General features: G+C 71.2%; 15 protein-coding genes and 1 CRISPR repeat array (1 of these 16 only partly in view). Of the genes, 8 read left to right on the top strand and 7 right to left on the bottom strand.

What is annotated here, in order from left to right; genetic code table 11:
- A CRISPR array of direct repeats spans positions 1 to 689; the repeat unit is 29 nt; unit sequence GGGACCATCCCCGCGTACGCGGGGAGCAG; it reaches 989 nt to the left of the window's first position.
- 132 nt (positions 690 to 821) lie between these two features.
- Together O7623_RS03405 and O7623_RS03400 are read right to left on the bottom strand one after the other, a co-directional pair.
- Positions 822 to 1,010: a DUF397 domain-containing protein gene (locus tag O7623_RS03405; RefSeq protein ID WP_282227121.1), complete on the bottom strand. Its 189-nt coding sequence runs from the start codon at positions 1,008 to 1,010 to the stop codon at positions 822 to 824.
- On the bottom strand, positions 988 to 2,016 hold the full coding sequence (locus O7623_RS03400; RefSeq protein WP_282227120.1) for a helix-turn-helix transcriptional regulator: 1,029 nt from the start codon (positions 2,014 to 2,016) through the stop codon (positions 988 to 990). The genes O7623_RS03405 and O7623_RS03400 overlap by 23 nt, the downstream gene beginning before the upstream one ends.
- A 190-nt stretch (positions 2,017 to 2,206) precedes the next feature.
- Here O7623_RS03400 and O7623_RS03395 point away from each other — a divergent pair, with 190 nt between their 5' ends.
- From O7623_RS03395 to O7623_RS03385, 3 genes are read left to right on the top strand one after another with little or no spacing between them, the layout of a single operon-like run.
- Entirely contained in the window at positions 2,207 to 2,371 is a 165-nt protein-coding gene (locus O7623_RS03395) for a hypothetical protein (RefSeq protein ID WP_282227119.1), read from the top strand.
- A complete protein-coding gene (locus tag O7623_RS03390) occupies positions 2,368 to 2,670 on the top strand; it encodes a flavin reductase (protein WP_282227118.1) in 303 nt (100 codons plus the stop codon). The genes O7623_RS03395 and O7623_RS03390 overlap by 4 nt, the downstream gene beginning before the upstream one ends.
- A 2-nt stretch (positions 2,671 to 2,672) precedes the next feature.
- A complete protein-coding gene (locus O7623_RS03385) occupies positions 2,673 to 3,392 on the top strand; it encodes a hypothetical protein (RefSeq protein WP_282227117.1) in 720 nt (239 codons plus the stop codon).
- On the opposite strand, the gene O7623_RS03380 is transcribed toward O7623_RS03385, so the two are convergent.
- Positions 3,370 to 4,557, bottom strand: coding sequence for an AbfB domain-containing protein (locus O7623_RS03380; protein WP_282227116.1), 1,188 nt, complete (start codon positions 4,555 to 4,557; stop codon positions 3,370 to 3,372). The genes O7623_RS03385 and O7623_RS03380 overlap by 23 nt on opposite strands.
- A 241-nt stretch (positions 4,558 to 4,798) precedes the next feature.
- On the opposite strand from O7623_RS03380, the gene O7623_RS03375 reads away from it, so the two are divergent.
- From O7623_RS03375 to O7623_RS03365, 3 genes are read left to right on the top strand one after another with little or no spacing between them, the layout of a single operon-like run.
- A complete protein-coding gene (locus tag O7623_RS03375) occupies positions 4,799 to 5,158 on the top strand; it encodes a hypothetical protein (protein WP_282227115.1) in 360 nt (119 codons plus the stop codon).
- On the top strand, positions 5,145 to 6,176 hold the full coding sequence (locus O7623_RS31310; protein ID WP_348775122.1) for a hypothetical protein: 1,032 nt from the start codon (positions 5,145 to 5,147) through the stop codon (positions 6,174 to 6,176). Before O7623_RS03375 ends, O7623_RS31310 begins: the two co-directional genes overlap by 14 nt.
- A gap of 42 nt (positions 6,177 to 6,218) precedes the next feature.
- Positions 6,219 to 6,887, top strand: a complete 669-nt coding sequence (locus O7623_RS03365) for a Crp/Fnr family transcriptional regulator (protein WP_282227114.1) — start codon at positions 6,219 to 6,221, stop codon at positions 6,885 to 6,887.
- On the opposite strand, the gene O7623_RS03360 is transcribed toward O7623_RS03365, so the two are convergent.
- Positions 6,870 to 8,039, bottom strand: coding sequence for a mechanosensitive ion channel domain-containing protein (locus tag O7623_RS03360; protein WP_282227113.1), 1,170 nt, complete (start codon positions 8,037 to 8,039; stop codon positions 6,870 to 6,872). The genes O7623_RS03365 and O7623_RS03360 overlap by 18 nt on opposite strands.
- A 148-nt stretch (positions 8,040 to 8,187) precedes the next feature.
- Between O7623_RS03360 and O7623_RS03355 the strand changes: the two genes are divergently transcribed.
- Entirely contained in the window at positions 8,188 to 9,261 is a 1,074-nt protein-coding gene (locus O7623_RS03355; RefSeq protein ID WP_282227112.1) for a LacI family DNA-binding transcriptional regulator, read from the top strand.
- Positions 9,262 to 9,263: 2 nt separating this feature from the next.
- Positions 9,264 to 9,479 (top strand): hypothetical protein, encoded by a 216-nt coding sequence (locus O7623_RS03350; protein ID WP_282227111.1) that lies wholly within the window; start codon positions 9,264 to 9,266, stop codon positions 9,477 to 9,479.
- Here O7623_RS03350 and O7623_RS03345 read toward each other — a convergent pair.
- The 3 genes from O7623_RS03345 to O7623_RS03335 all read right to left on the bottom strand — a co-directional run bounded on the left by O7623_RS03345 (position 9,469) and on the right by O7623_RS03335 (position 13,497).
- Positions 9,469 to 10,596 (bottom strand): potassium channel family protein, encoded by a 1,128-nt coding sequence (locus O7623_RS03345; protein ID WP_282227110.1) that lies wholly within the window; start codon positions 10,594 to 10,596, stop codon positions 9,469 to 9,471. The two genes, O7623_RS03350 and O7623_RS03345, sit on opposite strands and share 11 nt — an antisense overlap.
- Positions 10,597 to 10,664: 68 nt before the next feature.
- Positions 10,665 to 10,985: an antibiotic biosynthesis monooxygenase gene (locus O7623_RS03340; protein ID WP_282227109.1), complete on the bottom strand. Its 321-nt coding sequence runs from the start codon at positions 10,983 to 10,985 to the stop codon at positions 10,665 to 10,667.
- A 79-nt stretch (positions 10,986 to 11,064) separates the two neighbouring features.
- Positions 11,065 to 13,497: a phosphoketolase family protein gene (locus O7623_RS03335; RefSeq protein ID WP_282227108.1), complete on the bottom strand. Its 2,433-nt coding sequence runs from the start codon at positions 13,495 to 13,497 to the stop codon at positions 11,065 to 11,067.
- Between the last annotated feature and the right edge of the window lie 11 nt (positions 13,498 to 13,508).

The raw sequence follows: 13,508 nt of genomic DNA, 5'->3' as shown, positions 1-13,508 counted from the left end.
GCGTACGCGGGGAGCAGGCAGGCGCGGGCGATTCGCTGGTCTTCGTCGAGGGACCATCCCCGCGTACGCGGGGAGCAGGTCGCTGCCGCCGTCGACGAGCTGATGGCCCGGGGACCATCCCCGCGTACGCGGGGAGCAGTCCTGAAGTCGCCGAGTCCATTGCCGCCGACTGGGACCATCCCCGCGTACGCGGGGAGCAGTAGGCCGCGCGGGCCATCGCCTCCGGCATCACGGGACCATCCCCGCGTACGCGGGGAGCAGAGGCCTGTCTCGGCCGCCTTCATGCCCTCGGCGGGACCATCCCCGCGTACGCGGGGAGCAGTCCGACAGCGGCTCGCCACCGAGCATCGGCCGGGGACCATCCCCGCGTACGCGGGGAGCAGAGGATGGCTGAGCTGATCGGCGGCCCGGTCCGGGGACCATCCCCGCGTACGCGGGGAGCAGCCTCTGAGTGTGAGTGCGGATCTGATCTGCCGGGGACCATCCCCGCGTACGCGGGGAGCAGTCGATCGAGTGGGCCGCCCGCGAAGTGCTCACGGGACCATCCCCGCGTACGCGGGGAGCAGGTTGCAGCATGATCGGGACCGCTTTTTGGCTCTGGGGACCATCCCCGCGTACGCGGGGAGCAGCAGTCGTCTTTGATGTGTTCTGGGGTGGTGGGGGACCATCCCCGCGTACGCGGGGAGCAGACTTGCTGAGCTGGACTTCTACAACGTTACCGGCCGGTTTTCGTTCACTTTCATTTGGACGCTACTCCGACAGACGACGAGGGTTGGGGCGGATGCAGTGAGGGTACCTGCCTGCATCCGCCCCTGCGAGACTCACCGAATGGGTAGGGCGGTGGTGAAGGTTACCCATTGGGCGGGTGTGAAGGTCAGGACCGGGCCGGCGGTGTCCTTGCTGTCCCGTACGGCGACGAGGTCAGGCAGGTTCGTGGCCACTTCGACACAGTTGCCGGAATTACCACTTCGGGTGCTCTTGTGCCAGTTAGCGCCGGTCAGGCTGTCCATTTGCGATTGCCTCCAATGCGTGACGGATACAGTCCCGCGACGCTGACTCGTCGAGGGCACGACTCTCAAGATCCTTCCAGACCAACTCGTACGCCCTGACCTCATCTGCCTTGTTGAGGTACAGCGAACCAGTCAAGGTGTCAACGTAGATCAAGGGTGGTTCGACAGGGTCCGGGCTCAGTGGAGCGTTGGGGAACGTCAGAAAACTGAAGGCGGAGTTCATACCTCCATGAGCACCAACCGTGTAGGGCACGACCCGGATAGAGATGCTGTGCCGATCCGTGACGTCGAGCAGGTGACGGAGCTGCTCCGTCATCACGTCAGTGCCCCCGACCATTCGGTACAGCACCGCCTCGTTCAGCATCACCCGCAGGTGGGGTGGCCTCGGTGAGACCAGAAGCCCTTGCCGCTCCAGCCGGACCTTGACACGGTGTGCAATCTGTTCGTCAGTGAGGAGCCCTACCGGCAGTCGGGTCACTGCTTCGGCGTAGGAGCGCACTTGAAGCAGCCCGGGAACCGACTCGGGCTCGTACTGGCGGATGGTGTCGGCGCTGTCTTCGAGGGAGACGTAGAGGCCGAACCAGGCTGGCAGGGCGGACTCGGTGTAGTCGTGCCACCAGGCGCGTTTCGGGGCGTCGCGGGTCTCCTTGGTGAGGACGAGCAGTCGGTCGCGGGTCTCCGGAGCGACCCGGTAGAGGGTGCACATCGCGTGGACGTCGACGTCGCGGAAGCGGATCCGCTCGTCGCCGGCCTCGATGCGCCAGATCGTGGACGAGCCGCGTTGCAGCGCCCTGGCGGCGGCGTCCTGACTGATGCCGGCGGACTCCCGTAAGACGGTGAACCAGCGGCCGATGTGTCGGCGGAGCAGGGTGGTGCCGATCGAGCCGGACAAGAGCTCGCCCCCTTCATCCTCTGTGGTGAGTCTAGTCATCACGTGGCTGACATTCAACTGACGAACGCCTTCATAATCGTGAAGGCGCCCGGCACCGAATTGATTGCCTTCCACCAGACCACGCCCATGGCGATGACGGCGCAACACGCCTTGTCAATTGCATGTGGTCCACGTTAGATAACTCGTACCGGTGCTGTCCATAGTCACCCGCCGCAGTTGGGAGCCCCCGTTACCAGCTGCGGCGGGCCCGGCACCGCGCGCTCCTGCCGCACGATTAATTGATCTTCGCTCGGGAGGAAATCGAATGTTGTCCGCTCTCGCGTTCATTCTGTCCGGTGTCCTGCTCGGCATTCCGCCGGGCCTGCTGCTGTGTCGGCTGCGGCGGCGCTGGTGCCCGGTGTGCGGGCACACGTTGCGCTGCCCGCAATGCGGTTCCGGGCAGTTCGTCACCCTCGACGTCGGTCGATGACCGTCGACCGCGTCGGCGGCCGGGGCCGGGTGGCCGAGGTCGACCACGTGGCCGTACGGCCGTCGTGGCGGTGCCGGGTGTGCGGGCAGCCGTGGCCGTGCGATCCGGCGAAGGCGCAGCTGATCGCCGCGTACGACCGGATCGGTCTGTGCATGTACGTGGCGGAGCGGTCCGTCGAGGCCGCGCACGATCTGCCGGGGCTGGCCCCGGCGGTGGCGTACGTCCGTTTCCTGGCCTGGGCCCGGACGGCGCGCACGCGCAGCGCCACCACCATGACCACCAAGCGTGAAGGAGAGTGACCGTGCAGTGCGAAACGGCCGTACGGCCGGCGGTGGCCGGCGACGTCGGCGAGTTGTCGGCGTTGCTGGCGGAGGCGTTCGTGTCGAATCCGGTGGCGTCGTGGCTGATCGGGGGCGTGGCGGCCCGGTACACCACGTTCCTGCGGGTGTTCGAGGTGGAGCTGACGCAGGCGTTGTCGCATGGGATCGTCCGGGTGGCCGGTGACGGTGCCGGGGTGGCCGTCTGGCAGCCGTACCCGATGGTGTTGGAGACGGTGACCGCCCACGACCGGGCGCTGCTCGGCGCGGTCGGCATCTATCGGCGGCGGTTCGCGCATCTGCGGGCGGCGCGCGACGAGCATCGCAGCGCGGCGCTGCGGCTACCGACGGGCCCGGACCGACCGGAGCGTCCGGACCAGCGCGCCGAGGCGACCGAGGTGGCCGTGGCGGCGGGCGAGGCGGGCGAGACGACCGAGGTCGCCGGGCACGAGTTGGTGTGGTGGGCGGCGGCGCCGTGGTTGCGGCGGCGGCGGATCGGTGCCGCGCTGCTCGACGACCATCAGCGTCGGTTGGACGCCGCCGGGCTCGTCGGGCACACGGTCACCGACGAGCCGTACGTACGGGACCTGCTGGCCCGCCACGGGTGGCGGACGCCCGGTCCCCGGCACCTGTCCCCCGCCGGGCCGCCGCTGTGGTCGATGCGCCGCGAGCCCGGTGCGGTCAGACGGGGGTACGGGCGATGAAGGTCGCCGTCGCCGCCGAGGAGCCGTCGCCGATCGCCGAGATCCGCATCTGCCTACTGCCGTCGTGACGCAGGAAGCGGTCCGGGTAGTTGTGTGAGCGCAGCGAGGTGTGCTTGCCGCCAATGCCGGGGACCACGCAGAAGGTGGTGTCGGCGCGGAAGATGGCGCTGTTGTCGTTGCGGGCCAGGAACATCCGGAAGTCGTAGTGGCGCAGGAAGTGGCCGGGTGCGTTGACCGATTCGAAGGACAGGCAGTTGCGGTTGGCCAGTCCGGCGCGCACGACGAAGGCGGCGTCGGCCTTGACGTCGGACCGGCTGCCGGCGTCGACGCGTTCGACGACGACGATGCCGTCGCGGTGGCGGATCCGGTGGCCGGGCAGGCCGGCGGCCTCGAAGTTGATCCGGGTGCCGATGAGCAGTGGCACCTCGGCGGGGCCGGCCGGCGTGGTCGGTGGCGCGGGAGCGGGTGGGGTGGTCGCGGTGCCGGTGCCGGGGGCCGTGGTGCCGGTGCCGGGGGCGGTGCCGCCGCCGGTGGCGTCGCCGGGGGTCGGGGTGGCCGGGGCGGCGGGATCGCCGACCGGTCCGTCCACGCCGGGCAGGTCGGCGTCGGAATCCGGGTCGGCATCGGTTGCCGGGTCGTCGGTGCCGGTCGACGCGCCGGTGGAGGGGATCACGGCGGGGGCGTTGGCGGCGAACTCGCCACGGATCGGTGCCTGCTGGGTGCTGTCCTGAGCGACGGCGATTCCGATCAGGACGGTGATGGTGACGAGGGCGGCGCCGCCGAGGACGAGCCGTCGTTGCGCGTTCGGCTGCTGGTCGGTGTGTCCGGCCCGGTAGGTGGCACCGCGGCCGGCGTCGCCGGTGCCGCCGAGGCCGCCGGATGGCAGGTCGGCGGGGGCGACGCGGTTGGCGGCGGCTGCGGCGGCGGCTGCCTGCCGGGCGGCGTTGCGGGCACCGGAGCGGGGCACGATGGCGGTCAGCGGCCGGTTCGGGGTGACCCGGCGTAGGAAGTTGGCGGCGCTGTGTCGGGCGACGGCGCCGGGGGTCCTGGATGCGTCGGCGGCGGGGGCGTCCGGTGGCGGCGGCGAGACCGACCCGGGTGCGCCGTCGTTCGGTAGCCAGCCACCGATCCGCAGCCGCGTCTGCTCGTCGTCCTTTTCGGACATTTTGCCCTCCGATTCCGGTGCCGGCCGCCCGGACATGTCAGATAACCGCCGGATACAGTCTCATTTCCTCCCGCACCGCGCCAGTCCCCGCCGGCGAAATGTTGATCTCCATTCGGTTGCGGTGGCCGGTTGCCGGCGTCGGATACCGTTGCAGCAGTGGCCGACCAGGGCGGACGCCGGGGCGTCGACCGGATCGGCACCCGTCGGGTGAACGGGTGACCACGATCAGTAGAGTGGGGACGTGTCTCTATGGATCGCAGCGACGTGGGGACTGGTCGGCAGCATAGTGGCCGAGGCGTTGAATCTCTACGGCATGATGCGCCCGACGACCGAGTCGAAAGGTCGCTGGCAGTGGCCGTGGCGCAGCCGACGGGACCGGCCCATCATCGTTTTCGCGGTCACTTTGCGTGCCATCGCCGGCACCGGACTGGCCGCAGCGGCGGCTGCCGGTGGCGTGGCGACCACGGCGTTCGCGACCTTTGTTTTCGGGGTGGTCGCGCCATTGTTCATCGCGAAGATGTTCGACCAGGTGCGGGTCGTCGACCCGACGGCCCCACCGGATGCGTCGACCGGTCGGGAGTCCGGCGATGAGCGCGGCTGACCGGTTCCTGTCCCGGCTGGTCGCCGCACTCGCCGCCCGGCCGGCCGCGACGACCACCTCGGTGCCGCTGCCCACCAGCACCCGGCTGGCGGCGGCGCTGGCCGCCCGGCCGGTGGTCGGCGCGCCGGGTGCGCGGGCAGACCGGGTCACCGCCGCCGACGTACGGGCGGTCGCCGGCGACAAACTGACCGGCCAGGTGAAGCTGGTCGTGGCGAGCTTCCTCGGCACCACCGTCGACCAGCTGCGGCTGGACTCCGACGGCGACATCGGCATCCGCGCCGGTTCGGCGATGATCCTGGTACGCGCCCAGGAGGAGCCGCCGCTGGTGGACGTCTTCTCCCCGCTGCTGACCGGGGTTTCACCGACGGAGACGTTGTTCCGCCGGTTGTCGGAGCTGACGACCACGCTGCCGTTCGGGCGGATCTACTGCAGCGGCGACACCGTCTGGGCGTCGATCCCGGTGTTCGGCGCCGAGTTCCAGCCGACACATCTGCTGGTGGCGATCCGGGCGATGCTCAAACTCGCCGACGATCTCGACGACCAGCTACGACAGGAGTTCGGCGGCAGCCGGGCGTTCGGGCCGGAGTCTCCCGGCATCGAAGCCGTCCCGGACCCGACCGGCTACCTGCGGGACCGGGCCGCCGCCGGTGAGTCACCGGCCGGGCGGATCCTGGTGGACCTGCTGGCCGACCGGGGCCACCTCGATCAGCTGCGGGTGCTGGCCGAGACCGGTGACTGGCATGCGGCGTCCCGGCTGGCGACGCTGCTGCACGAGCAGGGCGCGGCCGGTGAGGCGGAACGGTTCTGGCGGCTCGCCGCCGACCAGGGTGAACCGGCGGCCCGGACCGCCTTGGCGACGGTACTGGCCGACCGGGGCGACGTCGACGAGGCTGTCAGGTTGCTGCAGGCCGGGGTCGCGGCCGACGACTGGCACGGGGTGGGTCTACTGGTGACGTTGCTGGCCCGGCAGGGGCGCCTCGACGAGGCGGTGGAGCTGCTGCGCGACCGCGCCAGCTGAGCCCGGTCGGTGTACATCGTCGCCGACGGATACATTCGTCGCATGCAGGACCGCGAGAAGCTCGGTCTCGTCGCCCACCTTCCGCCGGAGGAATGGCAGCAGGTGCAGCAGGCCGGCGTCGCTGCCCGCTTCGCCCCCCGTGCCGTGATGCTGCGTCAGGGTGACACCGGTCAGCATGTGCACGTGATCCTCGCCGGCTGCGTCAAGGTCGTCCGGTCGGAAAGCGACGGCGGCCACGCGATGCTGACGCTGCGGGCCGCCGGCGACGTCGTCGGCGATCTGTCCGCAGTGGACCAGATGGCCCGGTCGGCGACGGTGACCGCTCTCACTCCGACGGTCACCCGACTGCTGAGCGGCCCGCAGTTCCGGCACTTCCTGAACCGGCCCGCCTTCGCGGCGGGCTTCGCGGCCTACACGGTGCGCCGGCTGCGCGACGCGGATGAGCAACGCGTCGCGATGGCTGTGCTGCCGGTACGGGACCGGCTGGCCCGTACGTTGCTGCACCTCGACCGGGAGGTTCGACGCAGCACAGGGCGACCCGGGATCGGGTTGGCCCAGTCGGAGCTCGCCGAGCTGGTAGGTGCCTCCCGCAACGCGGTCGTCACCGAGCTCACCGCGTTGCGGGAAGCGGGCATCGTCACCACCGGGCGGCGTACGGTCGTGATCGTGGATCCGGCGGCGCTGAGTGACTGGTCAGCGGGTTCCGGCTGACGGGCCGGGGTCGGCCGGGGACTCGTCCTGGTCGCCGACACCCGGGGTCGTCTCGGCCGTACGGGGGCGGGGCGTGGGCTGCGTACCGTTGTCGCTGGCCGGGTGGTCGACGGCGCCGGCACCGTCCGGGCCGACCTCGGCGCGGACCCGGGGCCGCGCCTGCGGGTGCTGTTCCTGCACCCAGGCGACGAGCTGTTCGCGGACCAGGCAGCGCAGGTCCCACAGGGCGGAGCTGTTCGCGGCGCTGACCAGGGCCCGGGTCCGGATGGTGCCGCCGGTGGCCTCGGTGACCTGCAGGCCGCAGACCCGTCCGTCCCACAGTGGCGCGGCGGCCTCGGATTCGACGATGCGGCGCAGTTCGGCGCGCATCTGCTCGACCGGCAGGCTCCAGTCGACGTCGATCTCAGCGGTGCCGAGCACCGAGGCGGCGGTGCGGGTCCAGTTCTGGAACGGGGTGGTGGTGAAGTACGACGACGGCAGGATGAGGCGGCGTTCGTCCCAGATCTTCACCACGACGTAGCCGAGGGTCATTTCCTCGATGCGGCCCCATTCGCCTTCGACGACGACCACGTCGTCGAGGCGCAACGCGTCGCCGAAGGCCAGTTGCAGGCCGGCGAACATGTTGCCGAGGGTGGACTGGGCGGCGAGGGCGGCGACGACGCCGACGAGGCCGGCGGAGGCCAGGACGCTGGCGCCGGCGGCGCGGGCACCGGGGAAGGTGATCAGCATGGCGCCGACGGTGACGACGCCGACGACGGCGAACGCGACGCGGCGGATGACGGTGATCTGGGTGTGGGCGCGGCGGGCGGCGAGGTTGTCGTTGACGTCGATACGGAACCGGCGCAGGGCGGTGTCGGCGGCGAGTCCGAGCAGGGTGGCGACCAGCCAGCCACCGGCGGCGATGCTGGCCAGCATGATGACGTGCAGGACGGGTCCGTGCCAGCCGTTGGTGGTGGCGACGGGGATGCTGAGCCGGGCGGCGAGCAGCGCGGCGATGATGGTCGTGGGCCAGTAGGCGCGCCGGGACATGTCGGTGAGCAGTGTCGATCGACGTCCGGCGATCCGCAGGATCCGGTAGACGACGGTGACGGCGATGACCGCCGCCGCCACCGCTGCGGCGATGATCGCGATGCTGAGCAGGACGTCGGGCACGGGCCGACATCTCCTTCCGGGTCTGCGGCGGGGCAGCGGCCAGCTAATCACATCGATCGACGTGGGCGGCCGGGGGTTCCGGCGGGTCGGTACGCCGTGTTACTGTATCGATCCAGAAGCTGGATCGATACAGAAGGGCGGGTGGACGATGACCGAGCGACCCACCCTGCAGACCGTCGCCGCGTACGTCGGCGTGTCCCGCAGCACCGTGTCCAACGCGTACGCCCGACCCGACCAGCTCTCCCCCGCGCTACGCGACCGGATCCTCGACGCCGCCCGCCAGCTCGGCTACCCCGGCCCCAACCCGACCGCCCGGTCGCTGCGTCGCGGTCGCGCCGGCGCCATCGGAGTGCTGTTCACCAGCAACCTCAGTTACGCCGTGACCGACCCGTTCGCGCTGCGATTCCTCCGCGGCATGGCCGCCGCCACCGAGCAACGCGACACCAGTCTGCTGCTGATCCCACTGCCCGCCGACCGGGACGTCGCGGTACGCGCGCTGGACAACGCCGCCGTCGACGGCTTCTGCGTCTACTGCGGCTCCGACACCCACTGGGCGCTGGCCGCGATCCGCGCCCGAGGGCTACCGATCGTCGCCACCAGCCCACTCGACGGTGCCGGCCCGACCGAACACCACGTCGGCATCGACGAGGCCGCCGCCACCACCCGGCTCGGTGAGCACCTCGCCGGCCACGGACACCGGCGGATCGGCGTCGTCGCCGACGGCGTCTTCCCCACCGCGCGACCCACCGCACCGGTCGACCTCGCCGGGCCGCAGCAGGCCCACTACGCCTCGACCCGGGGCCGGCTCACCGGCATCCGGGACGCGTTCACCGCCGCCGGGGTGCCCTGGTCACACCTGGCGGTCGTGGCCACCGCCGGCAACGACCGCCGCGACGGGCAGCACGCCGCCGCACTGCTGCTCGACCGGCCACAGCCGCCCACCGCGATCCTCGCCCTGACCGACGTGCTCGCCCTCGGCGTACTCGACACCCTCGCCGCGCGGGGTCTGCGCGCCGGAGTCGACGTCTCGGTCACCGGCTTCGACGACATCGACCAGGCCGCCGCAGCCGATCTGACCACCATCCGGCAACCCGCCGAGGACAAGGGGCGGATCGCCGCCGAACTGCTGCTCGACCCACCTGCCGACGGCCACCGCCGGCAGGTCGTGCTGCCGACCGAAATGATCACCCGGCCGAGTACCGGCCCCGCACCGAGGAGCTGACCATGGAGATGCCCGCCGGCTACAGCACCGCGTTGACCGCGATGGCCCACCACGTGAACTCGGCGCGCCCCGACGCCCCGGTGCGGCCCGACCCGCCGCGCCGCTCCCCCGTCGAGTTGACGAGTCGGCTACGGGCGGGCACCGCCGCCACGCTGCGCGGCATCGCGGACCGTCTCGAACCGCGCCCGGCTCCGGTCGACAGCTGCGTCACCGGTTGACCACCCGGGCGGCCGGCCGGCCACCGACCGGGTGCGGTTTCACCCCGGGCGCCGACCAGTTACGCAGCCCGTCCAGGAAGACCGTGGAACGCGACAGCACCTCCCCGGCGAGGCGATCATCGTCCGACAACGACTCGTCGAAGCGCTCCCCCAACTGCTCGGCGAGCCGGCCGTGCAGCTGCCCCAGCAGCCGGTCCGCCTCGTCGCCGCCGTTGCCACCTGTGTCGGTGTCGATGTCACCGCCGGTCGGGCCGGTATCAGGCAGCCGCCGGCTCAGGTACCGGCGGGCGATCGTGTCCTGGGTGCGCAGCAGCGCGAACGCCAGCTCCTCGGCACGCTGACCCAGCCCCCGCCACGGGCCGCGTCGCGCCGCCAGCAACGCGGCGACCGTCGCCTCGGTCAGGTGCTCCAGGGCGGGTTCGATGTCGTAGTCCGGTCGGCGTGGCCGATAGGTCAACGCCACCAACGGATAGCGGCGGACCGTGTCGTCGAGTGCCCGCAGGCTCTCGGCCCACGCCGCGCAGCGCTGCCGGGTCGCGTCGACCCCCTCCTCGGTCAGGCTACGCGCGATCAGGCCGGCGCCGTCGGTGCCCCGCACCTGGTCGTGTACGGCGAGCGCGAAGCCGTTGCGCACCGTCAGCCCGGTGATCAGCTCGATCAGATAGGTCGCCAACGCCGCGAACAGTGCGAATCCGAGCGCGCCGACGGCGACCGCGAGCAGCTTCTGCGCCGGCGTGTCCGGGGTGAGGTCACCGTAGCCGAGCACGGTCAGGGTTCCGGCGGCGAAGTACAGGGCGTCGACGAAGCCGGCCCGCCCGTAACCGGCCACCCGGTGGTAGCCGTCCAGGTAGGGCCAGACCAGCAGCGCGACGCCGAACACCAGCGGCCCGATCCAGGTCAGGAAGGTCCCGGTGACCAGCAGCGGGCCGGCCCACACCAGCGGCGTACGGCGAGGGCTGCGGCCGCGCCCACCGACCAGTGACGACGCCCGCCACACCAGTCGGCGGACCGCGCCGGCGAGCGGACCCTCAGCGTCCGGGTGCAGAATCGTCAACCACACGTCCACCAGCACGACGGTGATCAGGACGGTGCCGGTGAGGACGCTGAGCCAGGTCATGCTGCCCGGCATACCCGGTCGCCGAACGGTTCAGACCCGATGGTGGCACCGGTGCGACGGGGCTCCCGTCAGGCGCGGGAGACCGACTGGACCACCTCGAACTCCAGCAGGCTCGCCCCGGTCGCTACCGGTGGCCGAGGCTTGCCGCCGTCGCCGTCGCCGGCGTGCGCCTGCCGGGCCGGCCCGGCCGCCCACGCCTGGTACGCCTCCTCGCTCTCCCACCGGGTGTAGACAAAGTAGCGTCCTTCGCCGGAGACCGGGCGCAGCAGCTCGAAGCCGAGGAAGCCCGGCGCGTTCTCCACCGCGCCCTGCCGGGCGGCGAACCGGCGCTCCAGCTCCTCGCCGGCACCGGCCGGCACCTCGATCGCGTTGATCTTCACGACTGCCATGTGTCACTCCCGCTGCTGGTCGACGATGTGCCGGGTCTCCTGACAGTGGGGGCGGGCCCGGCGGGCCCGCCCCCACAGGTCAGCCCTGCTTGGCCCAGTCGCCGAGCGACCAGTCCCGCACCTCGGGCATGTCCTCCAGGTGCTCCACCACGTACGCCTCGTGCTCGGCGAGCTTCGCCTCGCACCAGGCCTTCAGGTCGGCGGCACCGCGCGGCAGCCGCCGGGCGTTGTTGATCGCATCCATCACCAGGTGGTAGCGCGACGCCCGGTTACGCACCGTCATGTCGAACGGGGTGGTCGTGGTGCCCTGCTCGATGAAGCCGCGGACCCGGAACCGGTCTGCGTCCGGGCGGCCGTGCACCAGCTGGTGGATCGCGCCCGGGTAGCCGTGGAAGGCGAACACCACGTCCACCGAGTCGGTGAACAGCTCGGTGAACATCGTTTCGCTCATCCCGTGCGGGTGGTCCTTCGGCCGGGGCAGCGTCATCAGGTTGACGACGTTGACCACCCGTACCTTCAGACCGGGCAGGCGTTCGCGCAGGATCTGCGCGGCGGCCACCGTCTCCATGGTGACCACGTCACCGGCGCAGGCGAGCACGATGTCCGGGTCGGTCGCGCCGTCGTCGGTGCCGGCCCACTCCCAGATGTCCGCGCCCTTGGCGCAGTGCTCGACCGCCTGGTCCATCGTCAGCCATTGCAGCTGCGGCTGCTTGTCGATGACGATCAGGTTGACGTACGACTTCGACCGCAGGCAGTGGTCGGCGACCGACAGCAGGCAGTTGGCGTCCGGCGGCAGGTAGACCCGTGACACGGTGCCCCGCTGGTTGAGGACCACCTGGATCAGACCGGGCCCCTGGTGGGAGAAGCCGTTGTGGTCGTTACGCCAGGCCGTCGAGGTCAGCAGGATGTTCAGGCTCGGCACCTTCGCCCGCCACGGCAGGTGCGCCGCCTCCTGCAGCCACTTGCCGTGCTGCACCGTCTGCGACGCACTGACCATCGCGAACGCCTCGTAGGTGGCGAACATGCCGTACCGACCGGTGAGGTTGTAGCCCTCCAGCCAGCCGTGGCAGTTGTGCTCGGAGAGCACCTCCATCACCCGGCCGTTGCGGCTGATCGCGGTGTCCGTCGGGTACACCTGCTCCATGAAGCCGCGGTCGGAGACCTCGAAGACCGCGCCGAGCCGGTTGCTGTTGGTCTCGTCCGGGCAGAACAACCGGAACCGGTCCGGGTTGCGGGTGTAGATGTCGCGCATCAGCTCGCCGAGTTTGCGGGTCGATTCGGCGCGCAGCTGCGCCGGCTGCGGCACGTCGACGGCGTACTCGCGGAAGTCGGGCATGTCCAGGTCGCGGGTGAGCAGGCCGCCGTTGGCGTGCGGGCTGGCGCTCATCCGCAGGTCGCCGTCGGGGTTGACGCCGGTGACCACCGGCGTCGGCGCGCCGTCGGCGTCGAACAGCTCCTCCGGCCGGTACGAGCGCAGCCACGTCTCCAGGATCGCCAGGTGGTCGGCGTTGTCGCGGACGCCGGACAGCGGCACCTGGTGCGAGCGCCAGGTGCCGGTGACGGTGATGCCGTCGACCTGTTCCGGGCCGGTCCAGCCCTTGGGCGACCGCAGGATGATCAGCGGCCAGCGGGGGCGGGAGCCGTCCCAGTCGCCGGAGCGGGCCGCCGACTGGATCGCGCGGATCTTGCCCCAGGCGTCGGCGAGGGCGGCGGCGAACCGGAAGTGCATCCCGGGCAGGTCGTCGCCTTCGACCTCGATGACCTCGTACCCGTGGCCTTCCAGCAGCGAACGGACCTCGCCGCGCTCCTTGCGGGCCAGCACCGTCGGGCCGGCGATCTTCGCGCCGTTGAGGTGCAGGATCGGCAGTACGGCGCCGTCGTGGGCGGGGTTGATGAACGACACGCCCTTCCAGGAGCCTTCCAGCGGCCCGGTCTCGGCCTCGCCGTCGCCGACCACGGCGATCGCCAGCAGGTCGGGGTTGTCCATCACCGCGCCGAAGGCGTGCACCAGTACGTAGCCGAGCTCGCCGCCCTCGTGGATGGAGCCGGGGGTGGTGACCGAGACGTGGCTGGGGATGCCGCCCGGGCTGGAGAACTGCCGGAACAGCCGCAGCATGCCGGACTCGTCCCGGGTGACGTCGGGGTAGATCTCGGTGTACGTGCCTTCGAGGTAGCCGGCGGCGACCAGCGCCGGGCCGCCGTGACCGGGGCCGGTGAGGTAGATCGTCTGCTGCCCGGTGTGCCGGATCAGCCGGGACACGTGGGCGTAGATCAGCGACAGGCCGGGGCTGGTGCCCCAGTGGCCGAGCAGCCGCGGCTTGATGTGGTCGGCCGTCAGCGGCTCGCGCAGCAGTGGGTTGCCGCGCAGGTAGATCTGCCCCACGGTCAGGTAGTTGTTGGCCCGCCACCACGCGTCCAGCTGCGCCAGCTCGACGTCGTCGGGCGCGGCGAGGACCCGCAACAGGTCCTCGTCCGGTACGGCGTGCGTGCGCGGTTCGGTCAGGGCAGTCACGAGTGGATTCC

The sequence above is a fragment of the Solwaraspora sp. WMMD791 genome (genome assembly GCF_029581195.1).
Lineage (GTDB): Bacteria > Actinomycetota > Actinomycetes > Mycobacteriales > Micromonosporaceae > Micromonospora_E.
This window is presented reverse-complemented; position numbering and strand designations above follow the sequence as displayed.